The sequence below is a fragment of the Caballeronia sp. NK8 genome (assembly GCF_018408855.1).
GTDB lineage: Bacteria > Pseudomonadota > Gammaproteobacteria > Burkholderiales > Burkholderiaceae > Caballeronia.
This window is the reverse complement of sequence record NZ_AP024322.1, coordinates 648,925-665,036: the sequence shown is the minus strand read 5'-3', so window position 1 is coordinate 665,036 and position 16,112 is coordinate 648,925. Positions and strand designations below refer to the sequence as shown.

Annotated in this window: 14 protein-coding genes; 11 read left to right on the top strand and 3 right to left on the bottom strand. The window is 62.5% G+C overall.

Going from position 1 to position 16,112, the window contains the following annotated elements:
• Positions 1–40 precede the first annotated feature (40 nt).
• Genes ileS through dut form a run of 5 tightly spaced genes read left to right on the top strand, consistent with a single transcriptional unit; the run spans position 41 to position 6,105 of the window.
• Positions 41–2,872, top strand: coding sequence for an isoleucine--tRNA ligase (ileS, locus tag NK8_RS03080; protein ID WP_213227373.1), 2,832 nt, complete (start codon positions 41–43; stop codon positions 2,870–2,872).
• The gene (gene lspA, locus NK8_RS03075; protein WP_061172980.1) at positions 2,872–3,378 is read left to right on the top strand and encodes a signal peptidase II; all 507 of its coding nucleotides are present in this window, start codon (positions 2,872–2,874) and stop codon (positions 3,376–3,378) included. Before ileS ends, lspA begins: the two co-directional genes overlap by 1 nt.
• On the top strand, positions 3,378–4,640 hold the full coding sequence (gene coaBC, locus NK8_RS03070; protein ID WP_213227371.1) for a bifunctional phosphopantothenoylcysteine decarboxylase/phosphopantothenate--cysteine ligase CoaBC: 1,263 nt from the start codon (positions 3,378–3,380) through the stop codon (positions 4,638–4,640). Before lspA ends, coaBC begins: the two co-directional genes overlap by 1 nt.
• Positions 4,637–5,647, top strand: coding sequence for an LLM class flavin-dependent oxidoreductase (locus NK8_RS03065; protein WP_162065039.1), 1,011 nt, complete (start codon positions 4,637–4,639; stop codon positions 5,645–5,647). Before coaBC ends, NK8_RS03065 begins: the two co-directional genes overlap by 4 nt.
• Before the next feature lie 11 nt (positions 5,648–5,658).
• Positions 5,659–6,105, top strand: a complete 447-nt coding sequence (gene dut / locus NK8_RS03060) for a dUTP diphosphatase (protein WP_213227369.1) — start codon at positions 5,659–5,661, stop codon at positions 6,103–6,105.
• Between the two features lie 73 nt (positions 6,106–6,178).
• Here the strand turns inward: dut and clpA are convergent, their stop codons facing one another.
• Together clpA and clpS are read right to left on the bottom strand one after the other, a co-directional pair.
• A complete protein-coding gene (clpA, locus tag NK8_RS03055; RefSeq protein WP_162065037.1) occupies positions 6,179–8,482 on the bottom strand; it encodes an ATP-dependent Clp protease ATP-binding subunit ClpA in 2,304 nt (767 codons plus the stop codon).
• Complete coding sequence (gene clpS, locus NK8_RS03050; protein WP_061135498.1) at positions 8,479–8,793, bottom strand: ATP-dependent Clp protease adapter ClpS; 315 nt, start codon at positions 8,791–8,793, stop codon at positions 8,479–8,481. Before clpS ends, clpA begins: the two co-directional genes overlap by 4 nt.
• A 522-nt stretch (positions 8,794–9,315) precedes the next feature.
• Between clpS and NK8_RS03045 the strand changes: the two genes are divergently transcribed.
• Positions 9,316–9,522 carry a cold-shock protein gene (locus NK8_RS03045; RefSeq protein WP_035497884.1) on the top strand — a complete coding sequence of 69 codons (207 nt, stop codon included), beginning with the start codon at positions 9,316–9,318 and terminating at the stop codon, positions 9,520–9,522.
• Between the two features lie 177 nt (positions 9,523–9,699).
• Here the strand turns inward: NK8_RS03045 and icd are convergent, their stop codons facing one another.
• Complete coding sequence (gene icd / locus NK8_RS03040) at positions 9,700–10,956, bottom strand: NADP-dependent isocitrate dehydrogenase (protein ID WP_213227367.1); 1,257 nt, start codon at positions 10,954–10,956, stop codon at positions 9,700–9,702.
• Between the two features lie 222 nt (positions 10,957–11,178).
• Here icd and NK8_RS03035 point away from each other — a divergent pair, with 222 nt between their 5' ends.
• The 5 genes from NK8_RS03035 to NK8_RS03015 all read left to right on the top strand — a co-directional run bounded on the left by NK8_RS03035 (position 11,179) and on the right by NK8_RS03015 (position 15,971).
• Positions 11,179–11,754, top strand: coding sequence for a pseudouridine synthase (locus NK8_RS03035; RefSeq protein WP_213227365.1), 576 nt, complete (start codon positions 11,179–11,181; stop codon positions 11,752–11,754).
• A gap of 383 nt (positions 11,755–12,137) precedes the next feature.
• Complete coding sequence (locus NK8_RS03030; protein ID WP_162065034.1) at positions 12,138–12,344, top strand: hypothetical protein; 207 nt, start codon at positions 12,138–12,140, stop codon at positions 12,342–12,344.
• Positions 12,345–12,624: 280 nt separating this feature from the next.
• The gene (locus NK8_RS03025; RefSeq protein WP_213228459.1) at positions 12,625–13,062 is read left to right on the top strand and encodes a DUF192 domain-containing protein; all 438 of its coding nucleotides are present in this window, start codon (positions 12,625–12,627) and stop codon (positions 13,060–13,062) included.
• A 226-nt stretch (positions 13,063–13,288) separates the two neighbouring features.
• Positions 13,289–15,394: an elongation factor G gene (gene fusA, locus NK8_RS03020; RefSeq protein ID WP_213227363.1), complete on the top strand. Its 2,106-nt coding sequence runs from the start codon at positions 13,289–13,291 to the stop codon at positions 15,392–15,394.
• Between the two features lie 91 nt (positions 15,395–15,485).
• Complete coding sequence (locus NK8_RS03015; protein WP_213227360.1) at positions 15,486–15,971, top strand: cupin domain-containing protein; 486 nt, start codon at positions 15,486–15,488, stop codon at positions 15,969–15,971.
• Positions 15,972–16,112 lie beyond the last annotated feature (141 nt).

Here is a 16,112-nt window from a genome sequence, read left to right as displayed (position 1 = left end):
AAGTCCAAAGCGCCGTCTCACCGAATTCACTGAGTCACCCATGAGCGACAAGAAAGAGAAAGCCTCCTCGAAGTACCCCGTCAACCTGCTCGACACGCCTTTCCCGATGCGCGGCGACCTGCCCAAGCGCGAACCTGCGTGGGTCAAGGAATGGCAGGACAACAAGGTCTACGAGAAGATCCGCGCCGCCTCGAAGGGCCGCAAGAAGTTCATCCTGCACGACGGCCCGCCGTACGCGAACGGCGACATCCACCTCGGGCACGCGGTCAACAAGATCCTGAAGGACATGATCGTCAAGGCGCGCAATCTCGCGGGCTTCGACGCGGTCTACGTGCCGGGCTGGGACTGCCACGGCATGCCGATCGAAATCCAGATCGAAAAGCAGTTCGGCAAGTCGCTGCCCGCCGCCGAAGTGATGCAGAAGGCGCGCGCGTACGCGGGCGAGCAGATCGAGAAGCAGAAGGCCGGCTTCCGGCGCCTGGGCGTGCTGGGCGACTGGGACAATCCGTACAAGACGATGAACTTCGCCAACGAGGCCGGCGAAATCCGCGCGCTCGGCAAGATCATGGAAAAGGGCTACGTGTTTCGTGGCCTGAAGCCGGTGAACTGGTGTTTCGACTGCGGCTCGGCGCTGGCCGAAGCGGAAGTCGAGTACAAGGACAAGACCGATCCGACCATCGACGTGGTGTTCGGGTTCGCGGAACCGGAGAAGACGGCGCAGGCGTTCGGCCTGAATGCGCTGCCGAAGCCGGAAGGCGGCGTCGTCATCTGGACGACGACGCCCTGGACCATCCCCGCCAACCAGGCGCTCAACGTGCATCCGGAGATCGTCTACGCGCTCGTCGATACGCCGCGCGGGCTGCTGATCCTGGCGGAAGAACGCGTCGAAGCGTGCCTGCAGAACTACGGCATTCCCGGTGAAGTCATCGCGACAACGCCCGGCGAGAAGCTCACCAATCTGCGCTTCCATCATCCGCTCGCGGCCGCGCATCCGGGCTACAAGCGCACCGCGCCCGTCTATCTCGGCGACTACGTGACGACCGAAAGCGGCACGGGCATCGTGCATTCGTCGCCGGCGTACGGCGTGGAAGACTTCGTGTCGTGCAAGGCGCACGGCATGGCGGATTCCGACATCATCAATCCGGTGATGGGCGATGGCCGCTATATCGAATCGCTGCCGCTGTTCGGCGGACTGTCGATCTGGAAGGCGAATCCGCAGATCGTCGAGGCGCTCGAGGGCGCGGGCTCGCTGTTGAAGAGCGAAAAGTACACGCACAGCTACATGCATTGCTGGCGTCACAAGACGGCGATCATCTATCGCGCGACCTCGCAATGGTTCGCGGGCATGGACGTGAAGCCGAAGGACGGCGGCAAGACGCTGCGCGAGACCGCGCTGGAAGGCGTCGAGAACACGGCGTTCTATCCGTCGTGGGGCAAGCAGCGTCTCTACAGCATGATCGCGAACCGCCCGGACTGGACGCTTTCGCGTCAGCGTCAATGGGGCGTGCCGATGGCGTTCTTCGTGCACAAGGAAACCGGCGAGCTGCATCCGCGCACGCTGGAGTTGCTGGAAGAAGTGGCGAAGCGCGTCGAGGAAGGCGGCATCGAGACCTGGCAGAAGCTCGATCCGCGCGAGCTGATCGGCGACGACGCCAACCTGTACGAAAAGAACCGCGACACGCTCGACGTGTGGTTCGATTCCGGCACGACGCACTGGCACGTGCTGCGCGGATCGCACAAGGATTCGCTGCAGTTCCCGGCCGATCTGTATCTCGAAGGCTCGGACCAGCATCGCGGCTGGTTCCATTCGTCGCTGCTGACGGCGTCGATGCTCGACGGCCGCCCGCCCTACGACGCGCTGCTCACGCACGGCTTCACCGTCGATGGCGAAGGCCGCAAGATGTCGAAGTCGCTCGGCAACGGCATCGATCCGCATGAGGTGTCGAACCGGCTCGGCGCGGAAATCATCCGCCTGTGGATCGCATCGACGGATTATTCCGGCGAGCTCGCGATCTCCGAGGAAATTCTCAAGCGCGTCACGGAGACGTATCGACGTATCCGCAATACGCTGCGCTTCCTGCTCGCGAATCTTTCCGATTTCGACTTCGAGAAGAACGCGCTGCCGGTTCAGGACTGGCTGGAGATCGATCGCTACGCCATCGCGCTCACGCGCAACCTGCAGGACGACGCGCTCGCGCACTACGAGAAGTACGAGTTCCATCCGGTGGTCGCGAAGATCGCGACGTTCTGTTCGGAAGACCTCGGCGGCTTCTACCTCGACGTGCTGAAGGACCGCCTCTACACGACGAAGCCCGATTCGCGCGAACGCCGCAGCGCGCAGACCGCGCTGTTCCATATCGCGCACGGCCTGTTGCGGCTCGTCGCGCCGTATCTGTCGTTCACGGCGGAAGAAGCGTACAAGGTGCTCAAGCCCGGCCAGGAGACGATCTTCAACGAAGTCTTCGCGGCGTATCCGGACATCGCGAACGGCGGCGATCTGCTCGACAAGTGGACGCTCATCCGCAACGCGCGCGGCGACGTCACCAAGGCGCTCGAAGAAGCGCGCACGGCCAACCAGATCGGTTCGTCGCTGCAGGCGGAAGTCGTGGTTCGCGCGAGCGGCGCGCGCTACGACGCGCTCGCAAGCCTCGGCGATGCGCTGCGCTTCGTGCTCATCACGTCATCGGCGCGACTGGAAAAGGTGGCGGGCGAAGCGGATGAAGGCGTCGACGTGACGGCATCGAGCTACTTGAAGTGCGAGCGCTGCTGGCACTATTGCGCGGATGTCGGCTCGCACGCGGATCACCCCGGCCTGTGCGGCCGCTGCTTCTCCAACCTCTTCGGCGCCGGCGAAACGCGAGGCGCAGCATAATGGCTCGAACGATGGCGAAACAAACTTCCAGCAGTGGGTCGCTCGCGCCGTGGCTCGGCGTCGCGCTGATCGTGATCCTGTTCGACCAGTTGACGAAGATCGCCGTGCAGCGCGTGTTCGCCTATGGCGATCCGCACGCGCTCACGCCCTTCTTCAACCTGCTGCTCGTGTACAACCGCGGCGCGGCGTTCAGCTTTCTCGCGATGGCCGGCGGCTGGCAGCGCTGGGCGTTCACGGCGCTGGGCGTCGTCGCGGCTATCGTGATCTGCTATCTGCTGAAGAAGCATGCTACGCAACGGCTCTTCTGTCTCGCGCTCTCGCTCATCATGGGCGGTGCGATCGGCAATGTGATCGACCGGATCGCGTACGGGCATGTGATCGACTTTCTGGACTTTCACGTGAATGCGTGGCACTGGCCCGCGTTCAATCTCGCCGATAGCGCGATCACCGTCGGCGCGGTGCTGCTGGTGTTCGACGAATTGCGGCGCGTGCGCGGTTCGCGCTGATGTTCACGCACGGCTCCCTCATCGGAGCCGTGTTCTTTTGCGATGGAGGCAAGTTGGAACTCGCGGGCAAACATCTCGTTTTAGGCCTGACCGGCGGCATCGCCTGCTACAAGATCGCCGAACTCACGCGTCTTCTCATCAAGGCCGGCGCGACGGTGCAGATCGTGATGACCGAAGCGGCCACGCAGTTCATCACGCCCGTCACGATGCAGGCGCTCTCGGGCCGTCCCGTCTATACGTCGCAATGGGATGCGCGCATGCCGAACAACATGCCGCACATCGATCTCTCGCGCGAGGCGGATGCCATCGTCATCGCGCCCGCCTCGACCGACTTCCTCGCGAAGCTCGCGCAAGGCAGGTGCGACGATCTGCTCTCGACGCTGTGCATCGCGCGCGATTGTCCGCTGCTCGTCGTGCCCGCGATGAATCGGCAGATGTGGCAGAACCCGGCGACGCAACGCAATGTCGCGCAGCTTCGCGCAGACGGCGTCGAGGTGCTCGGGCCGGATTCGGGCTCGCAGGCGTGCGGCGAAGTCGGCGATGGCCGCATGATCGAGCCGGAAGCCGCGTTCGAGGCGATCTGCGCCTTCTTCCAGCCGAAGATCTTGCGCGGCCAGCGCGTGCTGATCACCGCGGGCCCTACCCTCGAACCGCTCGATCCGGTGCGCGGCATCACCAATCGCTCGTCGGGGAAGATGGGTTTCGCGCTCGCGCGCGCGGCGGCGCAGGCGGGCGCGGATGTGCACCTCGTCGCCGGTCCGGTGGCGCTTGCCACGCCGTGGGGCGTGTATCGCGAAGACGTGCAGACCGCGCAGCAGATGCACGACGCCGTGATGGCCGCAACGCCCGACGCGGACATCTTCATCGCGGTGGCCGCGGTCGCGGACTGGCGCGTCGATCACGTGAGCGAACAGAAGATCAAAAAGACCGGCGACGCCTTGCCGACCTTCAGCTTCGTCGAAAATCCCGACATTCTCGCCACGGTGGCGAAGCTGCCGAATCCGCCCTACTGCGTCGGCTTCGCGGCGGAAAGCGGCGATCTCGATGTCCACGGCGAAGACAAGCGCAAACGCAAGAACGTGCCGCTGCTGATCGGCAATCTCGGCCCGCTCACCTTCGGCCGCGACGACAACGAAGTCGTGCTCTTCGAAGCCTCCGGCGCGACGCCGCTGCCGCGCGCCGACAAGCAGCAGCTCGCACGCACGCTGATCGCGGAAATCGCCCGGCGCGCACCGAAAACCGGCGGCCCGCTGCTCTCATGACGAAGCTTTCCGTTCTCGATCAGACGCCGGTCATTCACGGCCACAGCACCGCCGACGCGATCGCCGCGACGCTCGATCTCGCACAACTCGCCGACGATCTCGGCTACACGCGCTACTGGTGCGCGGAGCATCACGGTTTGTACGGCGTCTCGAACCCGTGCCCCGAAGTGATGCTCGCGCGCATCGGCAGTCTGACGAAGCGCATCCGCATCGGCTCGGGCGGCGTGATGCTGCCGTATTATTCGCCGTTCAAGGTCGCCGAGCAGTTCCTCATGCTCGAAGCGCTGTTCCCGAATCGCGTGGATCTCGGCGTCGGACGCGCGCCCGGCGGCGACATGCATACCGCGCAAGCGGTCGCGGCAGGTTCGTACAATCGCGGCGACCTCTTCCCGCAGCAAGTCGCGGAACTGATCGGGCTCTTCAGCGGCAATCTTCCGGATGACTCGCTCGCCAAAGGCGTGCTGTTGCAGCCGCAGATCGATACGCGTCCGCAGTTGTGGATGCTCGGCTCCAGCGAGTTCGGCGGCCTGCTCGCCGCGCAGCTCGGCATTCGCTTTGCGTTCGCGCATTTCATCAACGCGCAATACGGGCATCGCGTGGCAGAGGCGTATCGCGAGCGCTTCGCCGCCGGGCACGAGGACAAGCCCTATCTGGCGGCGGCGGTCTTCGTGATCTGCGCCGATACGGATCGCGAAGCCGAGGCGCTCGAGCGCGCCGTCGATCTGCGCCGCGTGCAGATGGCGTATGGCATCAACCAGCCGATACCGAGCATCGCGCAAGGCATCTCTCAGGTCTACGGCGAGCGCGAGCTGGCGGTGATCGCGCATGAGAAGGCGCGCAGCATCATCGGCACGCCGGAGCGCGTGACGGAAAAGCTGCACGCGCTGCAGGAACAATTCAACGCCGATGAACTGATCGTTCTGACAGTCTCGGGCAGCTACGCCGCGCGCACGCGGTCCTATCAACTTTTGGCCGAAGCCTTCGAGCTCGGCCGATCGCATCAATAACGCCTCGATCCATGAAACTCGACGTCAAGATTCTCGATGCGCGCATGCGCGACTACATGCCCGCCTACGCCACGCCCGGCAGCGCGGGCCTCGATCTGCGCGCGTGCCTCGATGCGCCGCTCGTCATCGAGCCGCATCAGACCGTGCTCGTGCCGACCGGCCTCGCCATTCATCTCGCCGATCCCGGCTACGCCGCGGTGATCCTGCCGCGCTCGGGCCTCGGCCACAAGCACGGCATCGTGCTCGGCAATCTCGTCGGACTGATCGATTCGGATTATCAAGGCCAGTTGATGGTCTCGACATGGAATCGCGGCGACACCGTGTTCACGCTCAATCCGATGGAGCGTCTCGCGCAGATGGTCATCGTGCCGGTCGTGCAGGCGCAGTTCAATATCGTCGACGATTTCGAGGCGAGCGAACGCGGCGCCGGTGGTTTCGGCAGCACGGGCAAGCACTGAGCTTCATTGCGGGTACATAAAAAAACGGCGCGGTCGAAACCGCGCCGTTTTTTTCTTGCCAAGACCCCTACGATTAATCCACTTCGATCGCTTCCGGATTCGGATTGCGCGGCGGCGCCGAGTTCTCGTCGAACGTGAGCAGCACCTTGTCGTCCGCATCGACATCCACCGTCACGCGGCCGCCGTTGAGCAGCTTGCCGAACAGCAGTTCGTCGGCCAGCGCACGACGGATCGTGTCCTGAATCAGACGCTGCATCGGGCGCGCGCCCATCAGCGGATCGAAACCGTGCTTCGCGAGATGCTTGCGCAAAGCGTCGGTGAAGACCGCATCGACCTTCTTCTCGTGCAACTGATCTTCCAGCTGCATGAGGAACTTGTCGACCACGCGCAGGATGATTTCCTCGTCCAGCGAGCGGAAGCTGATGATCTGATCCAGACGGTTGCGGAACTCCGGCGTGAACATGCGCTTGATGTCGGCCATTTCGTCGCCCGACTCGCGACGCGACGTGAAGCCGATCACCGCCTTGCCCATCGCCTCGGCGCCCGCATTCGTCGTCATGATGATGATGACGTTGCGGAAGTCCGCCTTGCGGCCGTTGTTGTCCGTCAGCGTGCCGTGATCCATCACCTGCAGCAGCACGTTGTAGATGTCCGGATGCGCCTTCTCGATTTCGTCGAGCAGCAGCACGCAGTGCGGCTTCTTCGTGACGGCTTCGGTCAGCAGACCGCCCTGATCGAATCCGACATAGCCCGGCGGCGCACCGATCAGCCGGCTCACCGCGTGACGCTCCATGTACTCCGACATGTCGAAGCGCAGCAGTTCGATGCCCAACGTGAACGCGAGCTGCTTGGCGACTTCGGTCTTGCCGACGCCCGTCGGGCCGGAGAACAGGAACGCGCCGATCGGCTTGTCCAGCTTGCCGAGGCCCGCGCGCGCCATCTTGATCGACGCCGACAGCGCGTCGATGGCCGGATCCTGGCCGAACACGACGGCCTTCAGATCGCGGTCGAGCGTCTGCAGCTTGCTGCGGTCGTCCTGCGACACGCTTTGCGCCGGCACGCGCGCGATCTTCGAGATGATCTCTTCGATCTCGCTCTTGCCGATGGTCTTCTTCTGCTTCGACTTCGGCAGGATGCGTTGCGCCGCGCCCGCTTCGTCGATCACGTCGATCGCCTTGTCCGGCAGATGACGATCCGTGATGAAGCGCGCCGACAGTTCCGCCGCCGCCGACAGCGCACCCGACGAATACTTCACGCCGTGATGCTCTTCGAAGCGCGTCTTGAGACCGCGCAGGATCGCGACAGTCTGCTCGACAGTCGGCTCCGTGACATCGACTTTCTGGAAACGACGCGACAACGCCGCGTCCTTCTCGAAGATGCCGCGATATTCCGTGAACGTGGTCGCGCCGATGCACTTCAACTGCCCCGACGACAACGCCGGCTTCAGCAGGTTCGATGCGTCGAGCGTGCCGCCCGAAGCCGCGCCCGCGCCGATCAGCGTATGAATCTCGTCGATGAACAGAATCGCGTGCGGACGCTCCTTCAGTTCCTTGAGCACCGTCTTCAGACGCTGCTCGAAATCGCCGCGATACTTCGTGCCCGCGAGCAGCGCGCCCATGTCGAGCGAATAGACCTGCGCGTCGGCGAGAATGTCCGGAACTTCGCCGCGCGTGATGCGCCACGCGAGACCCTCTGCGATCGCGGTCTTGCCGACACCGGCCTCACCGACCAGCAGTGGATTGTTCTTGCGTCGGCGGCACAGCACCTGCACCACGCGCTCGACTTCCAGCTCGCGGCCGATCAGCGGATCGATCTTGCCGTCCTTCGCAAGCTGATTGAGGTTCTGCGTGAACTGCGCGAGCGGCGTTTCCTTCTGCGCGGCGGCGTCTTCCGATTCCGGATTGACTTCGCTGTTCGCCTTCGCGGCATCGCCGCTGTTGGTCTTCGCGATGCCATGCGAAATGAAATTCACGACATCTAGACGCGTCACGCCCTGCTGCTGCAGGTAGTACACCGCGTGCGAATCCTTCTCGCCGAAGATCGCGACCAGCACGTTCGCGCCGGTCACTTCCTTCTTGCCGTTCGAGGTCGATTGCACGTGCATGATCGCGCGCTGGATCACGCGCTGGAAACCAAGCGTCGGCTGAGTATCGACGTCGTCCGTGCCGGGCACGGTCGGCGTGTTGTCATGAATGAAATTGCGCAGGTTCTGACGCAAATCTTCAATGTTGGCTGCGCAGGCGCGCAACACCTCAGCCGCGGTCGGATTGTCCAACAGGGCGAGCAGGAGATGCTCGACCGTTATGAACTCGTGCCGCGCCTGACGTGCTTCCATAAACGCCATGTGCAGACTGACTTCCAGTTCCTGGGCAATCATGCTTCCTCCATCACGCACTGCAGCGGATGTCCCGCTTGCCGTGCATGGCTAACGACTTGCTCAACTTTGGTCGACGCGATATCTCGCGTGTAGACCCCACAAACTCCCCTGCCTTCGCGATGAACTTTCAGCATGATCTGCGTCGCAGTCTCACGATCTTTATTGAAGTATTCCTGCACGATCATCACGACGAATTCCATCGGCGTGAAGTCGTCATTCAGCAGCACCACCTTGTACATGGCCGGCTTCTTGAGCTTCTGCTCCTGCCGCTCCAGTACCGTGCCATCCTGCTTGTTGGGATTTGTCGCCATACACCCATTCTAAACAACACGGACGCCCCCGCAATTGCCGCTCCAGCGAACCGACCGCCTGGTCGGTATGAACTGCCGGAATCGCACTCGCTCAGCTCTCGTCCATCGGATCCTGCCGCTGCCCAACCATTCGGCGCGGCCCGCTTGCACCTCGTCGAATCCAGTATCGCACAGCTACAAAAAAAACAAACCGAGCACCGGGCGTCGCGGGCCGCCGGATAACCCACAGGTGAGTCGATTATGCGACTTTTCAAGATGACGTGCTTGGACGGCAGCGCACACGCAATGCAGGAATTACCCTACGAATGCGCGCTTTGCAACGAGCTTAACGGCTATCCCAAAAATTCCTTGACACTCGATTTAAGAGATTTAACAATCAAACTGGCACTTTTTTCCGGGGGCCAACCGCGGACCAAAAAAAAGAGGCCGAGGTGAGCTTGTGAGGAGGGGGCGGTTCACAGTGTGGGGTGGCCGCTTTTCGAGCGTGCTCAGGTTGCGACGAGAGTTAGAGGGGAAGTACGAATGTCTACTGGTACGGTCAAGTGGTTCAACGACGCGAAAGGCTACGGATTCATCACGCCCGATGAAGGCGGCGAGGATCTGTTCGCACATTTCTCGGCGATTCAAATGAACGGTTTCAAGACACTCAAAGAAGGCCAGAAGGTCAGCTTCGAGATCGTCCAGGGACCGAAGGGCAAGCAGGCTTCGAACATCCAGGAATCGGCCTGACCGTTCGATCGCACTTTGCCTCGTGAAACCCGGCCGCGCGCCGGGTTTTTTTACGCCCTGCTTTTTACCGCTGCCCCTCTTGCTCATATATGAGACACCCGCGCCTGTTAAAAACCCCGGAGACCGTAGGCCTTCCGGGGTTTTTATTCAACACGACGAACGAACTGCGGTGAGTTCTCACATATTCTCGATCATCACCGCTCCAAAACCCGAACACGATACCTGCGTCGCGCCTTCCATCAGGCGTGCGAAGTCGTACGTGACGCGCTTCGAAAGAATCGACTGTTCCATCGACGCAATGATCCGGTCCGCCGCCTCGAACCAGCCGAGATGGCGCAGCATCATTTCGGCCGAGAGAATCTCGGAGCCCGGGTTCACGTAATCCTTGCCCGCGTACTTCGGCGCGGTGCCGTGCGTCGCTTCGAACATCGCGACGGAATCCGACATGTTCGCGCCCGGCGCGATGCCGATGCCGCCCACCTGCGCCGCGAGCGCATCCGAGATGTAGTCGCCGTTCAGGTTGAGCGTCGCGATCACGTCGTATTCGGCGGGACGCAGCAGGATCTGCTGCAGGAAGGCATCGGCGATCACGTCCTTCACGACGATGTCGTTGCCCGACTTCGGATTCTTGACCTTCATCCACGGGCCGCCGTCGATCAGCTCTGCGTTGAACTCCTTCTGCGCGAGCGCGTAACCGTAGTCGCGGAACGCGCCTTCGGTGAACTTCATGATGTTGCCCTTGTGCACGAGCGTCACCGAGCGGCGATCGTTGTCGATCGCATACTGGATCGCCTTGCGCACGAGCCGCTCCGTGCCCTCGCGCGACACCGGCTTGATGCCGAGCCCCGACGATTCCGGAAAGCGGATCTTGGTCACGCCCATTTCCTCGCGCAGGAACTTGATGACCTTCTTCGCCTCGGGCGACTCCGCCGCCCACTCGACGCCCGCGTAAATGTCTTCCGAGTTTTCGCGGAAGATCACCATGTCGATCTTCTCCGGCTCGCGCACCGGGGACGGCACGCCCTTGAAGTAGCGCACCGGCCGCAGACATACATACAGATCGAGTTGCTGACGAAGCGCAACGTTCAGCGAACGGATGCCGCCGCCGACCGGCGTCGTCAGCGGGCCCTTGATCGACACGATGTAGTCCTTCACCGCTTCGAGCGTTTCATCGGGCAGCCAGACGTCCGGGCCGTAGACGCGGGTCGCCTTTTCGCCGCCGTAGATTTCCATCCACTGGATCTTGCGCTTGCCGCCGTAGGCCTTTTCCACCGCCGCGTCGACGACCTTGATCATCACCGGCGTGATGTCGACGCCCGTGCCGTCGCCCTCGATATACGGGATGATCGGCTGATCCGAGACGTTGAGCGAATAGTCCGCGTTGACGGTGATCTTGTCACCGTCCGCCGGAACCTTGATGTGCTGATACGACATGGTCGACTCCAAATAAGGCCGGGCTTGAATTGGAAACTGGCAACTGAACAGCGAGAGCAATGCGATGCAGCATGCGCGGGCGCAGGTGCAGGCACAAACGCTGCCGCGATGTTGGTCACGACATCATTCTAACCATGCTGGCCTGCCCCGGCGCGCCTGAGGCAGCCCCGCGCATGCATTAAGATGCCGCATTCGATCCAGGCCCCCGCTCCAGAGTCTTCGATGCCGCTCATCGCCCTCAACAAGCCCTTCGGCACCATCTGCCAGTTCTCCGCGCATGAAACGCGCGCGTCGCTCGGCGACTGGGTGAAGACGCCGGGCGTCTATCCCGCCGGCCGGCTCGACGCGGACAGCGAGGGCTTGCTGCTCCTCACCGATGACGGCGCGCTGCAGGCGCGCATCGCCGAGCCGCGCCACAAGCTCGTCAAGCGCTATTGGGCGCAAGTCGAAGGCGCGCCCGGCGACGACGCGCTCGCGCGGCTCGCAAAGGGCGTCGACCTCGGCGACTACGTGACGCGCCCCTGCCGCACCGCGTTCGTCGACGCAAGCGCGATCGATGCCCTCTGGCCGCGCACGCCGCCGATCCGCTATCGCGCCGCCATCCCGACGACGTGGATCGAGCTCGCCATCACCGAAGGCAAGAACCGGCAGGTCAGACGCATGACGGCGGCGGTCGGCTTTCCGACCTTGCGGCTGGTGCGCGTCGCGATCGGCGCGCTCGATATCTTCACGCTCGGCATCGCGCCCGGCGAGACCGTCGAGGTGGCGCCGGGCGCGCCGTGGCAGCGCGTTCGTTGAATCGCATTCAACTATCTCGAAAATAAGCGGCATTGCACGATTCAATGCGATGTGCTTGAACGCGTGTCACGAAGATCGAGTAGCGCTTATCGCGCGGCGAATAATTTTTTTGGTCTGCTGCGCAATTCTCTGTAAATCGCGTCAACCGACTCATCTCGCGAGGCGTTAAGGGCCACAGATGCCGCAGAAAGCTATCCGGCATGAGCGAAAACTGATTACAACAACCTTTGTGCTCCAGGGTGTTTGAAAGGTTCAAGCGTCGCGGCCGTATCGAAAATCAATTTATCGATACGACTGTCAACCGAAAGGTAGGTGGCTCGTTTACCGACATGACTCAATGACCGGGTCGTTTGGTTAATTTACTCAAGCTAAAGGATTCACACATGAACAAACTGATCGCTGCTCTCGTCGCTGGCCTGTTCGCAACCGCCGCTTTCGCACAAGAAGCTTCGGCACCGGCTGCTGCTGCTCCGGCAGCTGCTTCGTCGGCTCACAAGTCGGCTCACAAGAAGTCGTCGCACAAGTCGTCGCACAAGTCGCACAAGAAGGCAGCCGCTTCGGCTCCGGAAGCCGCTTCGGCAGCTCAGTAAGTTCGTTGTAAACGGCGGTATAGCGAAGTCAAGAACGAGCATTACCGCCGTTTCTACGGCGTTGAAGGGCAGATGGCCGCAAGGCATCTGCCCTTTTGTTTTGTGTCTGCGCATCGAGTAACATGCGCGGGGCCGCCGGAACTTCCGGCACAACGTTCGTCTTGAGAGGAGCATCGTCGTGAATCTGTTGTTGCGTGCCTTGGTGTCTTCATTCGGTTCGACGGCTTCGGCCCGGCGCTCGCGCATCGCCGCCACGATCCGCGCATGCGTAATTGCATTGATGCTGCCGTTCGCGGCGCTCCCGCTCGCGCAAGCGCAGACGATGCCGCCTGGCGCCAAGCAGCCATCCGATTTTCCGCGCGCGAAACTCACCGCGGGCATGTACGTGATCGACGCCGCCGTCGCCGCGAACGATGCCGATCGCGAGCAAGGTCTTATGTACCGATCGCAACTCGCACCGAACGAAGGCATGCTCTTCGTGTTCAACGAAAACGCGGTGCATTGCTTCTGGATGAAGAACACGCTGATCCCGCTGTCGATCGCGTTCATCCGCGCCGACGGCACGATCACCGACATCGACGAGATGCAGGCCGAGACCGAGAACAATCACTGCCCGCGCAATAACGGCGTGTATGCGCTGGAGATGCCCAAGGGCTGGTTCGCGGCGAAAGGCATCAAGCCGGGCACGCAGATCAAGGGATTGCCGCGCGTGCAGTAACGCATCCGCGCTCCACTCGAAAACCGGCGTCGTCGCGCGACACGCCGGTTTTTTTGCGCCTGCGAAATCCTTTGCAGCGGGCCGGCGGGATTCCTGCAAAAAGCCTGCCGACGCGCTATCCTGAAAAGATTCAGCGCGACGCGTATTGGATACTTCAGGCCACTTCAGGCCGCGCTGACGGCCGCCGCATGACGGCCACGGGTCGACATATCAACAGGAGGTTCACGTGCCCCGCAAGACTCCCATCGAGCGCTATCGGAACATCGGGATCAGCGCTCACATCGATGCCGGCAAGACGACGACTACCGAGCGCATCCTTTTCTACACCGGCGTGACGCACAAGATCGGCGAGGTTCACGACGGTGCGGCCACGATGGACTGGATGGAGCAGGAGCAGGAACGCGGCATCACGATCACCTCCGCGGCCACGACGGCCTTCTGGAAAGGCATGGCCGGCAACTATCCGGAACACCGCATCAACATCATCGACACGCCGGGACACGTCGACTTCACCATCGAAGTCGAACGCTCGATGCGCGTGCTCGACGGCGCGTGCATGGTCTACGACTCCGTCGGCGGCGTGCAGCCGCAGTCCGAAACCGTGTGGCGTCAGGCGAACAAGTACAAGGTGCCGCGCATCGCGTTCGTCAACAAGATGGACCGCGTGGGCGCGGACTTCTTTCGCGTGCAGCGGCAGATCGGCGAGCGCCTGAAGGGCGTTGCGGTGCCGATCCAGATTCCCATCGGCGCGGAAGAGCATTTTCAGGGCGTGGTCGACCTCGTGAAGATGAAGGCGATCGTCTGGGACGACGACAGCCAGGGCATCAAGTTCAACTACGAGGAGATTCCCGACAACCTCAAGGAGCTCGCGCACGAGTGGCGCGGCAAGATGGTCGAGGCGGCGGCGGAATCGAGCGAGGATCTGCTCGAGAAGTATCTGGAAGATCACGAGAGCCTGACCGAAGACGAGATCAAGTCGGCGCTGAGAAAGCGCACCATCGCCAATGAAATCGTGCCGATGCTGTGCGGCAGCGCGTTCAAGAACAAGGGCGTGCAGGCGATGCTCGACGCGGTGATCGACTACCTGCCCTCGCCCGTCGACGTGCCCGCGATCCTCGGCCACACCGAAGACGACAAGGAAGCGGAACGCCATCCGAGCGACGACGAGCCGTTCTCCGCGCTCGCCTTCAAGATCATGACGGACCCGTTCGTCGGCCAGTTGATTTTCTTTCGCACCTATTCGGGCGTGGTGAATTCGGGCGACACGGTCTACAACCCGGTGAAGGAAAAGAAGGAGCGTCTCGGCCGCATCCTGCAGATGCACGCGAACGAGCGCAAGGAAATCAAGGAAGTGCGCGCGGGCGATATCGCGGCGGCGGTCGGCCTGAAGGAAGCGACGACCGGCGACACGCTATGCGATCCGAACCACGTCATCATCCTCGAACGGATGATCTTCCCGGAGCCGGTGATCTCGCAGGCGGTGGAGCCGAAGACCAAGGCCGACCAGGAAAAGATGGGCATCGCGTTGAATCGTCTCGCGCAGGAAGATCCGTCGTTCCGCGTCACGAGCGACGAGGAATCCGGCCAGACCATCATTTCCGGCATGGGCGAGCTGCACCTCGAAATTCTCGTCGACCGGATGAGGCGCGAGTTCGGCGTCGAGGCGACGGTCGGCAAGCCGCAGGTCGCGTATCGCGAGACCGTGCGCAACAAGGTCGCGGATGTCGAAGGCAAGTTCGTCAAGCAGTCTGGCGGACGCGGCCAGTACGGTCACGCGGTCATCACGCTTGAGCCGGATCCGGGCAAGGGCTACGAATTCGTCGACGCGATCAAGGGCGGCGTGATTCCGCGCGAGTTCATTCCGGCAGTCGACAAAGGCATTCGGGAAACGCTGAAGGCCGGCGTGCTCGCGGGCTATCCGGTCGTCGACGTGAAGGTGACGCTGACCTTCGGCTCCTATCACGACGTGGACTCGAACGAAAACGCGTTCCGCATGGCCGGCTCGATGGCGTTCAAGGAAGGCATGCGCCGCGCGAGACCGGTGCTGCTCGAACCGATGATGGCCGTCGAAGTGGAAACGCCCGAAGACTTCATGGGCAACGTGATGGGCGATCTCTCCGGCCGGCGCGGCATCGTGCAGGGCATGGAAGACATCGCGGGCGGCGGCGGCAAGCTGGTGCGCGCGGAAGTGCCGCTCGCCGAGATGTTCGGCTACTCCACGTCGCTGCGCTCGTTGACGCAAGGCCGCGCCACTTACACGATGGAGTTCAAGCACTACGCGGAAACGCCGGGCAATGTCTCGGAGGCGATCGTCAACGCGAAAGCGAAATGATCGGCGCTTAAGCGTGTAGTATCGGAAGTCCGTTGCTCGCTCGGTTGGTGGCGGCAACGGACTTTTCATATCCGCAGACGATAAAACCGACATGAGCGACCCACATCATCAGCATGTTGATTGGCGCGAACACGGCGTCAAGGTCATCAAGGGCGATCAGCTCGACACCAACACCCCACAGACGCCGGGCATGAACCGCGCGGCCGCGATCAACGCGGCGCGCGTCGGCGCGCAGAAAATCTGGGCCGGCACGGTCACGATCCATCCGAACGCGAAGACCGGCGCGCATCATCACGGCGCGCTCGAAAGCGTCATCTATGTCGTGCACGGCCAGGCGCGCATGCGCTGGGGCGAGCACCTCGAATTCACCGCCGAGGCCGGTCCCGGCGACTTCATTTTCGTGCCGCCCTACGTGCCGCACCAGGAAATCAACGCCAGCACCGACGATCCCCTCGAATGCGTGCTCGTGCGCAGCGATAACGAAGCGGTGGTGGTGAACCTGAATATCGATGCCGTGGAGCAGCCCGAGGCGGTCTACTGGGTCGATCCCATTCACAAGCATCCACACGATCACTGAGGCGGCCAGAGGCGCGCGCGATGAAACCCCGGCGCGTTCCTTGCTACCCCACCAAGACGCGGCGGCGCTTTTGGCGCGGCTATCCTGAGCGCTTGCGCGGCGAACGATCGCGCGAGCGCGACCTTACCGACATCCGCACAC

Coding starts and splice junctions, on each gene's coding strand:
- icd (WP_213227367.1), bottom strand. CDS start 10,956: ATGTCGTATCAGCACATCAAGGTTCCGGCGGACGGTGACAAGATCACC.
- NK8_RS03065 (WP_162065039.1), top strand. CDS start 4,637: ATGACGAAGCTTTCCGTTCTCGATCAGACGCCGGTCATTCACGGCCAC.
- NK8_RS03030 (WP_162065034.1), top strand. CDS start 12,138: ATGAACAAACTGATCGCTGCTCTCGTCGCTGGCCTGTTCGCAACCGCC.
- NK8_RS03045 (WP_035497884.1), top strand. CDS start 9,316: ATGTCTACTGGTACGGTCAAGTGGTTCAACGACGCGAAAGGCTACGGA.
- lspA (WP_061172980.1), top strand. CDS start 2,872: ATGGCTCGAACGATGGCGAAACAAACTTCCAGCAGTGGGTCGCTCGCG.
- clpS (WP_061135498.1), bottom strand. CDS start 8,793: ATGGCGACAAATCCCAACAAGCAGGATGGCACGGTACTGGAGCGGCAG.
- coaBC (WP_213227371.1), top strand. CDS start 3,378: ATGTTCACGCACGGCTCCCTCATCGGAGCCGTGTTCTTTTGCGATGGA.
- clpA (WP_162065037.1), bottom strand. CDS start 8,482: ATGATTGCCCAGGAACTGGAAGTCAGTCTGCACATGGCGTTTATGGAA.
- NK8_RS03035 (WP_213227365.1), top strand. CDS start 11,179: ATGCCGCTCATCGCCCTCAACAAGCCCTTCGGCACCATCTGCCAGTTC.
- NK8_RS03015 (WP_213227360.1), top strand. CDS start 15,486: ATGAGCGACCCACATCATCAGCATGTTGATTGGCGCGAACACGGCGTC.
- ileS (WP_213227373.1), top strand. CDS start 41: ATGAGCGACAAGAAAGAGAAAGCCTCCTCGAAGTACCCCGTCAACCTG.
- NK8_RS03025 (WP_213228459.1), top strand. CDS start 12,625: ATGCTGCCGTTCGCGGCGCTCCCGCTCGCGCAAGCGCAGACGATGCCG.
- dut (WP_213227369.1), top strand. CDS start 5,659: ATGAAACTCGACGTCAAGATTCTCGATGCGCGCATGCGCGACTACATG.